The organism is Halochromatium sp., from assembly GCF_054919635.1.
On sequence record NZ_JBUDPI010000085.1, the window covers coordinates 1 to 12,020 of the forward strand.

Below are 12,020 nucleotides of genomic sequence, written 5' to 3' on the forward strand. Positions count from 1 at the left end.
GATCACCGATGCGCCGGGCGCCCCACCGCTGGTGCTGAATAAGGGCGCTGTGCGTTTTGAGCGTGTGGGCTTCCATTACCAATCCGAGCGCGCCATCCTGCGTGAGATCGATTTCCGCATCGATCCCGGTGAGAAGGTCGCCGTGGTGGGCCATAGCGGCGCTGGCAAATCGACCCTGGCCCGGTTGCTGTTTCGCTTCTACGACCCGCAACAGGGCCGCATCCTGATCGATGAGCAGGACATTCGCGGCGTCCTGCAGGACAGCCTGCGATCGGCCATCGGGGTCGTGCCCCAGGACACGGTGCTGTTTAATGACAGCATCCGCTACAACCTCGCCTATGGGCGACCAGACGCGAGCGAGGCCGAGATCCGGCGCGCGGCCGAGCTGGCGCATATCGCTGAGTTTATCGCCGCACTCCCAGATGGTTGGGATAGCGTGGTTGGCGAGCGCGGCCTTAAGCTCTCCGGGGGTGAGAAGCAGCGGGTCGCCATCGCCCGCGCCATCCTCAAGCGGCCGCGGATTCTGATCTTCGATGAGGCGACCTCGTCGCTTGATAGCCGCACCGAGCAGGCGATCCAGCAGACGCTCGCCGAGGTCTCGGAGGACCACACGACGCTGGTGATCGCGCATCGGCTCTCAACGGTGGTCGATGCCGATCGCATCCTGGTGATGGATCAGGGACGTGTCATCGAGCAAGGGGCGCATCAGCGCTTGCTGTCTCAGGGTGGCACCTACGCGGCGATGTGGGAGCTGCAACAACGCCAGCGGGAAGCCGATCAACAGGGGGTCGCGTCTTGAAGCTGCGCTTTAAACCGGCCTTGGAGGATCAGGACAGGGGGCGAGCCTCGCGCGCCGAGGCCTCGAGTCGCGCGCGACAGATCCTGGTCTCAGCGCGGCTCGCTTGGCCCTTGGCGACTGTGGCGTTGGCGCTGCTTGGCGCGCTCGGTCTGTTGCTGGTCAATATCGTCTCGCCCGGCCAGACCTGGCCAAAATGGCTTTGCCTCGGTTTTCTCAGCGCCGGACTCGGGGCTGCACTGTTTGCCGCTGTGCGGCTGAAGACACAGCTGCTGATGCCGTTGGTCAGTCTCGAGGGTGCCGTCGCCCGGGTCTGTCAGGGCGAGCCGGGGGCGAGTCGGTCGCTGTCGAATGTCGGCGTCCTGGATGGCATGGCGCGTGATATCGGCGCCCTGAACGCGGAGCTGACCGACCTCTATGAAGACATGGACACGCGCGTTGCGCGTCAAACCATGCGCCTGGCGCAGAAGACGGCGTCGCTGAAGATCCTCTACGATGTCGCCGCTGAGATTGCCCGTGCTGAGAGTCTGGATGCGTTGCTGATCCGCTTCTTGCGCACGCTGAAGGAGATGGTCAATGGGCGCGCGGCGACGGTGCGGCTGGTGGCGCCTGATGGCAGCCCGCGGCTGGTCGGCTCGATTGGCCTGGATGATGATCTGGTGCGCGAGCAGGATATGGCGCCGGTCGACCTCTGTCTCTGTGGCACCGTGCTCTGCCCGGGCGAGATCGTTTGTGACAATGATCTGCGTTACTGCTCGCGGGTCTATGGCCGGCGCATGTTCGAGAGTGATGAGCTCGAGGTGGTGACCGTCCCGCTCAAGCACCATGATGAGCTACTCGGGGCCTACTCGATCTTCATCGAGCGCTCCGGCATCAGTCGGCGAGAGGATATCCTCGATCTGCTCGCAACCATCGGCCAGCACATCGGCGTGGCGATCGCCAAGTACCGTTCCGACCACGAGGCGCGCCGGCTATCGATCCTGGAGGAGCGCAGCTCGCTCGCCCATGAGCTGCACGACTCCCTGGCGCAGACCCTGGCCAGCTTGCGCTTGCAGGTGCGGATGTTGGCCGATGCGCTCGCCGGGCATGCGATCCCAGACGAGGCCCAGGCCGATCTGTGGCGGATTCGCAACGGCATCGACGAGGCGCATGGCGAGCTGCGCGAGCTGCTGGCGAGCTTCCGTGCACCGCTCGATCGGCGCGGGCTGATGCCGACGCTTGAAGAGATCACGCGCCGTTTTGGGCAACGCACCGGCATCCATGCGGTGTTTCAGATGGGGTGCCGACCCTTCGACCTCTCGGCCGCCGAGGAGCTACAGATCATGCGGATTGTCCAGGAAACCCTGACCAATGTGCGCAAGCATGCGCAGGCCGAGACCGTTCGCGTGCTGCTGACCCGTGAACAGACCGGCGAGTACGTGCTGCTGATCGAAGACGATGGCGTCGGCTTCAGCACCCCAAGGCGCAGTGGCCATCCGGGCGAGCATATCGGCTTGTCGATCCTCGAGGAACGGGCGCGGCGGATCGGCGCGGCGCTGAACATCGAGAGCGAGCCAGGCGAAGGTACCCGCATCGAGCTGGTGTTCAATCCGAGTGCGCGTGGCGCTGCCGCGGAGCAGGTGAGCTGATGCGCGTGCTGCTGATTGATGATCACGCCCTGTTTCGCATCGGCCTGCTCGAGCTTCTCGAGCGACGCGGCATCGAGGTGATCGATGCGGTTGGCGACAGCGACGTTGGGCTGCGCCTGGCCCGAGACTGTGCGCCCGACGTGGTGCTGATGGACCTGCGGATGCCCGGTGAGAACGGGATCGAGCTGGTGCGCAAGATGCGCCAAGAAGGCATCGAGCGTCGGGTGGCGATGCTGACGACCAGTACCGATGAGCGTGATGTGGTTGAGGCGCTACAGGCTGGCGTCAACGGCTATCTCCTCAAGGACATGGAGCCCGATGAGCTGGTCGCCGCGTTGCAAGGGATCATCGCTGGACAGACCATCGTTGCGCCTGAGCTGACCGGGGCACTGGCGCGCGCGGTGCGCCAGGAGTCGGTCGCGGTTGACGAGCCTGCCCTCGCATTCTCCGATCTGACACCTCGTGAGATGGAGATCCTCTGTCATCTCGCGGGGGGTCAGAGCAACAAGGTCATCGGCAATGAGCTTGGTATCTCAGAGGGCACCGTGAAGCTGCACGTGAAGTCCATCTTGCGCAAGCTGAAGATGCGCTCACGTGTTGAGGCCGCGGTCCTAGCCGTCGAGCAGGGGCTCTGCGACCGGCAATAGGCCAGACAAAACAAATTGGCACACGGCCATGGCGCGCGGCCACACCGGACGATGAAGCGCTTGGTTCACGTTAAACCTAGAAAGAGCAGTTGACCGCTTCGGAGTGTATGCAAATGCCTGTGTCTGTTGAGATTCAGACCGCCTGCGATCTTCACCCGCTGGCTGAACGTCGCTACGGCCGCCATGGCACGCCCCGCGCGGCGCCCAGCTTCGTTACAACTCGTTGGAATAGAACGACTATTCCGCCTCGTTGTGCCTTGCTGGACACCGCGCGGGACGCACCCTGACGACCGTCCAACTGCTCTTTCTAGGTTAAAGCGAGCAGGCGAAAGCAAACAGGCGAAAGCAATCAACGGAGTAGCAATGAAGAATTTTCTGGAACTGATCAGCAACTGTCTCACCGATGTGCGCGAGATCATGCCCTGGGATCTCGAGGAGCGGCTGGAGGCGAATCCTGATCTCTTGATCCTCGACGTGCGCGAGCCGAACGAGTTCGCCGCCATGCACATCGCCGGCTCGCTCAATGTGCCGCGTGGCATCCTGGAGTCGGCCTGTGAGTGGGATTATGAGGAGACCGAGCCCGAGCTGGTTCGGGCGCGTGAGCGCGAGATCGTCGTTGTCTGTCGCTCGGGGAATCGCAGCATCTTGGCCGCGCATTCATTGCAAGTCCTGGGGTACCAGAATGTCGTCTCACTCCAGACCGGCGTTCGGGGCTGGAAGGATTACGATCAGCCGATGGTCGATGGCGAGGGAAATGCGGTCGATCTTGATGATGCCGATGTCTACTTCACGCCGAAGCTGCGCCCAGAGCAGCTGCGCCCGGTTGAGAACCCGGTGGAGAGCCCGGTTGAGAGCCCACTGGAAGACAGCAACGCGGCCTAAACGATCGCGCTAAGCTGCTCTGGTCAGGGCTGTGAGCCGAGGGTCACGACGACCCTGGAGCCCGGCCAATGCGGGCCCGGCTCGATTGCTGATCAACCATCGTGGCCAAGAAACGCGCTGAATAGGCTGCATAGGGTTGACCAGACGCCCTCCCAGCAGCAGCCTACGGCGCTTGCATTTGGATCGATGATGATTGGATTCCCGATGGCGTTTAAGGATTGGTCAAGTAGCTCAGCGTGACTTGATCGAAGGGTCTAGCGTTGATTCCCAGGCGGGTCAGCCCATCGTCGCTGCAGATGTTGCCGCTCAACAACATGTGTAGCTGATCACGCGTCACCGGGAACCAGCTGAAACGGCCGAGCAGGGCGGCGACCGGCTCTAGGACCAAGGCTGGAGCCGGCAGCATCAGTTTCGACTTGCCGCTGACCTGCGCCAGCGTCTTTAGGATCTCTTTCCAGCTGCGGTTGTCCGGACCGCAGAGGGCGTAGGTCTGTCCGATGGCGTCATCGCGCGTCAGCGCAGTCGCGAACGCCGCGGCGACATCCTCGACATGCACCGGTGCGAGTTGGAATCCTCCTGCATCGAGCGGTGAAAGGCCGGCAAAGAACAGCGGTGCCGGCAAGGGACTGTCGATCAGCTCCGCCTTCAGCTGTGTGCAGAACTCCATGCGACCGCGCGGCGGGCCGAAGATCACCGAAGGGCGAAAGATGGTCCACTGCAGGCTCGATTGCTTGAGTCGTTCCTCAGCAGCAAGCTTGGTGCTCTGATACGGGGTCTGGTCTTCGGTGGGCTCGGTGTCGATGCCGTTTGCACTCATCAGGAGGAACCGGCTTACCCCCAATTCTTCGGCGACCGCGATCGTGCGCTCGGCGCCGCGGCGCTGCAAGGCATCAAAGGTGATGCCCTGTTGCGGCATCTCCCGCAAGATACCGATGAGGTAGATCGCCGCATCGGTTCCGTCGAGGCAGTCGCGTATGTGGGCCTCATTTGCAACATCGCCAGGTACAGGGGTGCAGTTTGGGTCGGGGTTGAGCTTGTGCTCACTGCCTGGTCGCGTCAACACACGAAGCTCGTGCCCTGCCTGCAATAGGGCGTCAACGATGTAGCTGCCGACGAAGCCGGTTCCGCCGATGATTCCGATCCTCATCAGAGGTCTCCTGGATGTGGTGGTTAGATGATCATGCTCGCGTCACTGATCGAGCTGAGGGATGGACGCTCGAAACGCAAGCGAAGAGACGCCCTGGACTGGGGCTCGATCCTCCATGTCCAAGGAATGTATGGCAAGGCAGTAGACAAATCTAGCATTGCAAAGGAGATGACGAGTCTAGACTTTCTGAGCCTTCACATCGTTTACAGGAATCAGGAGGCCAGCTTGGCAAACAATACCCTCATCGTTGGCGGAAGCTCTGGTATCGGCGCGGCGCTTGTCGCATCACTCGCCGAGCAGGGTCATCAGCTCGTCCATCTCTCGCGAGCGCCCGAAAAGGCGCCGGATGCAGCCTCGTGCCGGGGGATACGCTGGGATGCACTAAGCGAGCCGTTTCCGAGTGATTGTCTTCCAGAGCGGCTTGATGGGCTGGTCTACTGCCCGGGGAGTATCCGTTTGAAGCCCTTTGGTCGCTTGCAGGAGGAAGAGCTCCGCGAAGACCTCGATCTCAACCTGATGGGTGCCGTGCGCACGCTGCAGGCGACCTACCAGGCCCTAAAGCGTAGCGGCCGGGCCTCTGTCGTGCTGTTCACCACCGTTGCCGTCGGTACTGGAATGCCCTTTCACGCGTCAGTCGCGGCGGCGAAGGGCGCCGTCGAGGGGCTGATGCGCTCGCTAGCCGCCGAATGGGCACCAGAGATTCGGGTCAACGCGATTGCGCCCACGATCACCGATACGCCCTTAGCCAGTCGTCTATTGAGCAGCGAGGAGAAGCGGCGGGCCGCTGCTGAGCGGCACCCCTTGAAGCGCATCGGCTCAGCAGGCGAGCTCGCTGGGGTCGCGCGTTGGCTGCTGACCGAAGCCAGCCTTGTTACCGGTCAGGTGATCAGGGTCGATGCAGGACTGTCTTCACTGCGGATGCTCTAACCACAGGACGATCGCGGCGCCGTCGATGAACGGCGCCTTAGGTGCTGGCGGCGGGCAAGGTCGCGTGTGTTGGGGTCGCCTGCTGAAAGCGCCGAGCGCCAAGGCGGCGGAGCTTCGATTTTAGGCTGCTGAAGGCGGACTCGATCGACTCTTCGGCCTTCTTTTGCGCTTCGCGGACGATGATCTGTTGTCGTTCGGGCGAGGTCACAATCAGCTCGAAGCGGACGCGATGGCCATTGATTTGGTCGAACTCCTCGGCGATTCGGGCTTGAATCTCGTAATCTCGACCAGGGAAACTGGCTTGAATCGCCTGCGCCTGCTGATTGACTAGGCGCTTGATGCGATTGTCTAACGCAAGAAAGTCTCCAGAAATTCTAACGCTCATTCACTACCTCATTGAATGGGACCAAGACGCCGAATGCCGCTGCACGAGGTCGCATTGGTCGCCGAGCACTGATCGCTGCGTTCGGTCATCTCGAGATCAGGCTCGGGCTTCGTTACGGACTCGACGCGTTAACGATGGGTCCGCTCAAGCGTGGCTCCGTGCTTGATGGGATGGGTCTTCACGGAGGGTTGTTGAACCAAGGGGATGTGGCGGGATATTTCGTGCCTGTTCATCTGCGCGACCAGCGCCGCGATACCGCAATGATTCCGGATTGGCCTTGGCCCTCTAGGCATTATTCCTGCTTCCAGTACCGCCGGTTCATCGGCCGAAGCTGGTGCTAGCGCAAGGATGCTGCCCGAGGCGTCATCTGATACATGATTCCTTTTGGGGCCGGTACCGCAAGAGAGGTGGGGCGGCGGCGCATTAAGACCTTTCCATTACTCCACCGACGATACCATAAAGATGGCGGTTCCACACTAGGATTTCTAGGCTCCGCTTAGTCGTTGTCAGACATTGGGCTCGCGACTCGACGTTCCTAATCCCCTAAGTTTCGTCTGGTGTTGATCCGACCTCAGCGGCGAACTTTATCCCTATTCTCGGCTCGAACCCAGCGAGCTTCAGTGAAGCTCTCTGACTCCTTGTCGTGTTCCCCGCCTCTGGCGGGGTTTTTTTGGCAGCGAGCCGGCCTCTCTGCTCCGTTCTCCATGTCCTTTGGGCATCAGGGTCATCAAGGTTCGCGTAGGGAGCGCTCCACCTCGGTGAGCCTCTGCTTCAGCTCAACAAGCTCGGCGTGCCAGCCTTTAACCGCCTTGCTCAGCGCTGGGAGCTGGGCAAGGGCCGCGAGCTCGCGCAATGTCTGTTTCATCGGTCGCGCCGGTGTGCCAAAGATGGTCGCTCCAGCTGGCACGTCCTTGGTCACGCCGGATTGTCCGCCAATCCGGGCGCCGGCGCCGATCTCAAGGTGGTCCGAGATCGCCACCTGGCCGGCGACGACCGTCCCGGTGCCGAGGCGGCTGCTTCCGGCGACGCCGCTTTGGCTGACCAGGATCACGTGTGCACCAATATCAGTGTTGTGCGCGATCTGGACCAGGTTGTCAATCTTGGTGCCCCGGCGGATGCGCGTCTCGCCGAGCGTGGCGCGGTCAACGCAGGCATTACAGCCGATATCGACCTCGTCCTCGATGACGACACGCCCGAGCTGAGGCACCTTGCGATGCGAGCTGCCGTCCCAAGCAAAGCCAAAACCATCGCCGCCGATCACGCAGCCTGAGTGCAGGATGCAGCGGTCGCCGATCTCGGAGCCGGACTGGATGGTAACATTGGCATCAAGGATGCAGTCAGCACCTATGACCAGGTCGCGCTCAAGCACGCAGCCGGCGCCGATCACCGAGCGCGGACCGATGCGAACGCCGGCACCGACGACAGCATTCGGTCCGATCGAGACCGCCTTGCCGATCTGGGCGCTGGGGTCGACGACAGCACTGGGGTGGATGCCTGCAGGGCTGCATCTTGGAAGGAAGCGCTCGGCGATGCTGAAGAAGCGCTCACGCGGGCGCTCGGTACGCAGCAGCGGGGGTCCAGCAATGGCGGGGAAGTCATGCGGGACGATCACGGCGCCGGCTCGGCTCGCGCTCACCGCTTCGGCCTGGTCGGCGTGCTCGGCAAAGCAGAAGTGGCTTGGTCCAGCGAGTGCTAGGGTGTTGACGCCCGTAAACCCGTTGACTCGCGGTTGACTGATTGCTGGGTGAGTGACAGGCGGGTCGAGGTCGGTCCGGCCTCGATTCAAGTCGGCATCCGGACTCGCGTTGTCATCAGTATTCGGGGCAGCAAGCCTATCAGCAGGCGGCGGTATCTCGAGCAGGTCGCAGAGCTGAGCAAAATCGAGGACCATACGGGTTTCCTATCTCTGTGAATCAATCGAATGCCTGAGGGCGACACCATCAGCAAGTTGGCGCTGTTTCTGGATCAGGCCTTGGCTGGCCAGCAGATCCAGACGCTGCGGCTGCATCCGGCCTTCGGTGCGTCTGCCGGTTCGGCGCGTGTCGAGCACATTCAGGCTCAGGGTAAACATCTCTATATCGCACTGGACAAGGGTCGCCTGCTGCGGAGCCATCTCGGCCTTTATGGCAGCTGGCATCGCTACCGGCCTGGCGAGGCTTGGCAGCGCCCACGCCGGCAGGCCTCGATCCTGTTACAGGCGCCCGACTGGGATTACGTGTGCTTCAACGCCAAAGAGGCCGAGTGGCTTGAGCAGGGCAGTTTTCGACTGGCGGATCAGCAACATCGGCTGGGCCAGGACCTCATCAGTGAGCCGTTCGAGCCCTCAGCGCTGTTGCAGCGCGCTCGCGAGCTGCTGTCGCCCGCAGCCCTGATGGTCGATGTGCTCTTGGATCAGCGCCTTGCGGCTGGTATCGGCAACGTCTACAAGTCCGAGCTCCTCTTTCTGGGGCGCTATGCGCCCATGACGACCTTGGGCAGCCTGAGCGATGAGGCCCTGGTTGCGCTGTATCGGCATGCTGCCGAGCTGCTCAAGGCCAATCTTGGCGGTGGTCCGCGCAGGACGCGTTTCGCGCCCGATCAACGTGGTGATCTCTGGGTCTATGGCCGCCGCGACCTGCCGTGTCTGCGCTGCGAGACACGGATCCGGCGGGCGATCCTAGGGGCACAGCCGCGTTCGACCTACTGGTGTGAGCGCTGCCAGCCGTCGGACTCACCGGGTCCAGCCTCGATGAGAGCCGCATGAGCCGCATGAGCCGCGAACGTCATTCGAATAGATCACGGAAGGCCTTGGCAAAGCGTTTGTAGGCGTCCCAGCCGTCCTTGTCCATCACCTGATCGATGACCCAGCGGTTCTCTTCTTCGCGCCCCATCAGTTGCTGGACCTCGAAGCCGAGATGGCGCAGGAAGGGGTAGGTCGGACCTTCATCATCGAGCTGAAACTCGGCGTACTCCTCAGAGCGAGCATTGAGCCGGCTCAGAAAGGGTGAGCCATAGTCGCCCGGGCCGAGCAGATCCTGGCTGTTGTCCTGGACATGCTCGACGAGTTTCTTCGCGAAGGCCGTGATCAGGTCACGGCGTTGAGCATCGTCGAGGAGTTCGTGACTCAGGCGGTCGGCGATCTGGATCAGGAACACCAGATATTCCTGAATGACCTCGAGGCGTTGGGCGTCGTCGCGATAGATAAACCGCTCGCAGTGCAGCACGATCGCCTTGTCGACCGCGATCCGCCAGGCAATGAAGGCGAGCGCCCCGCCGATCTCGTCGAGCGAGCGTTGTTGCTCGTCGTTCCACCAGTGACTCTTGATGCGTAACGCCATGCGTGACTCCAGCTTGTGCGCGGCGGTTCACCTAACCCCCGACTGTCGACTTTATTTCTGAGTATTTTACTAGGTAAACTAACCCTAATTATACGACTCAAGCTAGGGCGGAGCGCGATCAACTCAAGCCCGCGCCCGAGAGACCTCAGGTGGGTCCGCTTCCTCGCTCAAAACAGGTTGGCAACAGCATGCAGCAGTATCAGGTACAGACCCTGGCGGAGACCGTTCAACGCAACTGCCACATCTCGGATGCCCGTCACGGCGGCGATTACTCGCTCTGCATCTATCTGATGAAGATGCGCGAATACTATCGCTGGGAGAAGCATCTGCCCTTGGGTGCAGCGCTGGAGAAGGATGCGGTCGGCGAGTGGCTGGCCGCGCGCGAGGAGCTTTGGGACGAGCTGGTGGACGCCGAGCTATCACCGGTCGAGATTGCGGGCGAGCGTTTCGATCCCTTTGATGCCGATGCGATCAATGCCCGTTTGGCACCCGAGGGCTTGGTCTACAGCAGCGGGCTCGGTAATCAGGCGAAGCCTCATTTCTTCCTCGCCGACCTCGAGCGCTGCGCGCAGAACGGCGACTGCTCGGTCTATGTGTCGGCCGAGGAGCACGCGCGCGATCTGACGGCGCCCCCGGCGATGTCGCTCGGTAAGACCATCTTCTTGCGTCGCGAATCCCTGCGCCGGATGCTCTGGGAGAAGCTGGAGAGCTGGCGCTGGAGTCGGCCGGACAACGCGCTTGGGCGGGCCTTCGCCTGCTACGCCTTCGACAGCGATTTCGATGCGGCCCTGAACGCGATGACAGATCGCGAGATCGACAATACCCTGTTGCACGAGCAAGGCGAGCATCGGGCCGGCCTGCTGCTGGGCGATGTCGCCTGGGGTGAGATGCTGCTCGACCTGGCGCAGACGCCGGCAGAGCTGATGGCGCGCGCCGTGCGTGATCATCTGGCCGACTGCCTGGTGACCCTGCCGCAGCTGCTGGAGCGCATCGACACCGCAGCGCAGCCGGCTGCGCTGCACTTTTATGTCGGTAATCTGACGAATATGCGCAAGTCCATCTTTCCCTCACTGGCTGAGGCCTATGAGTCCTGGCGCCAGGATGCGGATCTGTCGGGCCTTCGGGAGTTGGCCGAGCTCGGCCGTGACCATTGGCATGACCTCGGGGCTGCGATGCTAGAGCTCTATCGCCAGCAGGGCGCCGAGGCGGCGGGGCCAATCCGCGAGCTGGTGTCGGCGCGGCATCTCTAGAGGCGGGGTTGCCGAGCTCGTCGGCCCTCCCGGGCATCTGATCGACGCCTCATGGGCTCTTGAGCCAGCCTTGTCGGTGCCTGAGCGAGTCATACTCGGTGTCACCTGCTTTTGATCCGCAGAGGTCGGCGGTACACTCTCATGATCATCCCTTCCCGAAATAGAGGTCTCCGTGGTCGCCCCGCAGCCGAGTTTCCGCCGTATCGAGCGGCTTCCGCCCTATGTCTTCAATATCGTCAACGAGTTGAAGGCTGCGGCCCGAGCACGAGGTGAGGACATCATCGACTTCGGGATGGGCAATCCCGATCAGCCGACGCCGCAACACATCGTCGACAAACTGGTCGAGGCTGCACAGCGCCGCGATACCCACCGCTATTCGGTCTCGCGTGGCATTCCGCGCTTACGCCGTGCGATTGCGCGCTGGTACCTCGATCGCTTCGATGTCGAGCTGGACCCGGACAGCGAGGCCATCGTCACCATCGGCTCCAAAGAGGGGCTGGCCCATCTGGCGATGGCGACCATGGGTGCTGGCGACACCGTGCTGGTGCCGAATCCGGCCTATCCGATCCATCCCTACGGCTTTATCATCGCCGGCGCCGACGTGCGCCATGTGCGCCTCACGCCTGAGGTCGACTTCTTCGAGGAACTGCGCCGGGCGATCCTGGATTCTTGGCCGCGGCCGAAGATGCTGGTGCTGAACTTTCCGGGCAATCCCACCACTCAGTGCGTCGATCTGGCGTTCTTTGAGCAGGTGGTCGAGATTGCGCGCGAGCATGGCATCTGGGTGGTGCACGACATCGCCTATGCCGATATCGTCTTCGATGGCTACAAGGCGCCGTCGATCCTGCAGGTGCAGGGCGCGAAGGAGATCGCGGTCGAGTTCTTCTCGATGTCGAAGAGCTACAACATGCCCGGCTGGCGCATCGGCTTCATGTGCGGGAATCCACAGCTGATCGCGGCCTTGGCGCGGATCAAGTCCTACCTGGACTATGGCACCTTCACGCCGATCCAAGTCGCCGCGATTCATGCGCTGGAGTCGCC

General features: G+C 62.3%; 12 protein-coding genes. 8 read left to right on the top strand and 4 right to left on the bottom strand.

Annotated features, from left to right (window positions below):
• From ACY693_RS07300 to ACY693_RS07315, 4 genes are all read left to right on the top strand, one after another.
• A partial coding sequence (locus ACY693_RS07300) for an ATP-binding cassette domain-containing protein (protein WP_462321169.1) occupies window positions 1–799 on the top strand: 799 nt, incomplete at its 5' end.
• Window positions 800–819: 20 nt separating this feature from the next.
• Complete coding sequence (locus tag ACY693_RS07305; protein ID WP_462321180.1) at window positions 820–2,424, top strand: GAF domain-containing sensor histidine kinase; 1,605 nt, start codon at window positions 820–822, stop codon at window positions 2,422–2,424.
• The gene (locus ACY693_RS07310) at window positions 2,424–3,071 is read left to right on the top strand and encodes a response regulator (RefSeq protein ID WP_462321170.1); all 648 of its coding nucleotides are present in this window, start codon (window positions 2,424–2,426) and stop codon (window positions 3,069–3,071) included. Before ACY693_RS07305 ends, ACY693_RS07310 begins: the two co-directional genes overlap by 1 nt.
• Window positions 3,072–3,434: 363 nt before the next feature.
• A complete protein-coding gene (locus tag ACY693_RS07315) occupies window positions 3,435–3,953 on the top strand; it encodes a rhodanese-like domain-containing protein (RefSeq protein WP_462321171.1) in 519 nt (172 codons plus the stop codon).
• A gap of 211 nt (window positions 3,954–4,164) precedes the next feature.
• Here ACY693_RS07315 and ACY693_RS07320 read toward each other — a convergent pair whose 3' ends face one another.
• Window positions 4,165–5,100, bottom strand: coding sequence for an NAD(P)H-binding protein (locus ACY693_RS07320; RefSeq protein WP_462321172.1), 936 nt, complete (start codon window positions 5,098–5,100; stop codon window positions 4,165–4,167).
• Between the two features lie 225 nt (window positions 5,101–5,325).
• On the opposite strand from ACY693_RS07320, the gene ACY693_RS07325 reads away from it, so the two are divergent.
• Window positions 5,326–6,027 (top strand): SDR family NAD(P)-dependent oxidoreductase, encoded by a 702-nt coding sequence (locus ACY693_RS07325; RefSeq protein WP_462321173.1) that lies wholly within the window; start codon window positions 5,326–5,328, stop codon window positions 6,025–6,027.
• A 37-nt stretch (window positions 6,028–6,064) separates the two neighbouring features.
• On the opposite strand, the gene ACY693_RS07330 is transcribed toward ACY693_RS07325, so the two are convergent.
• Together ACY693_RS07330 and lpxD are read right to left on the bottom strand one after the other, a co-directional pair.
• Window positions 6,065–6,412 carry an HPF/RaiA family ribosome-associated protein gene (locus ACY693_RS07330; RefSeq protein WP_462321174.1) on the bottom strand — a complete coding sequence of 116 codons (348 nt, stop codon included), beginning with the start codon at window positions 6,410–6,412 and terminating at the stop codon, window positions 6,065–6,067.
• A gap of 727 nt (window positions 6,413–7,139) precedes the next feature.
• Complete coding sequence (gene lpxD / locus ACY693_RS07335; protein ID WP_462321175.1) at window positions 7,140–8,303, bottom strand: UDP-3-O-(3-hydroxymyristoyl)glucosamine N-acyltransferase; 1,164 nt, start codon at window positions 8,301–8,303, stop codon at window positions 7,140–7,142.
• A 30-nt stretch (window positions 8,304–8,333) separates the two neighbouring features.
• Here lpxD and ACY693_RS07340 point away from each other — a divergent pair, with 30 nt between their 5' ends.
• The gene (locus ACY693_RS07340) at window positions 8,334–9,155 is read left to right on the top strand and encodes a DNA-formamidopyrimidine glycosylase family protein (RefSeq protein WP_462321176.1); all 822 of its coding nucleotides are present in this window, start codon (window positions 8,334–8,336) and stop codon (window positions 9,153–9,155) included.
• Between the two features lie 19 nt (window positions 9,156–9,174).
• Here ACY693_RS07340 and ACY693_RS07345 read toward each other — a convergent pair whose 3' ends face one another.
• The gene (locus tag ACY693_RS07345; protein WP_462321177.1) at window positions 9,175–9,729 is read right to left on the bottom strand and encodes a hypothetical protein; all 555 of its coding nucleotides are present in this window, start codon (window positions 9,727–9,729) and stop codon (window positions 9,175–9,177) included.
• A gap of 149 nt (window positions 9,730–9,878) precedes the next feature.
• Between ACY693_RS07345 and ACY693_RS07350 the strand changes: the two genes are divergently transcribed.
• On the top strand, window positions 9,879–10,979 hold the full coding sequence (locus ACY693_RS07350; protein WP_462321178.1) for an Sfum_1244 family protein: 1,101 nt from the start codon (window positions 9,879–9,881) through the stop codon (window positions 10,977–10,979).
• 172 nt (window positions 10,980–11,151) lie between these two features.
• A partial coding sequence (locus ACY693_RS07355; RefSeq protein WP_462321179.1) for an aminotransferase class I/II-fold pyridoxal phosphate-dependent enzyme occupies window positions 11,152–12,020 on the top strand: 869 nt, incomplete at its 3' end.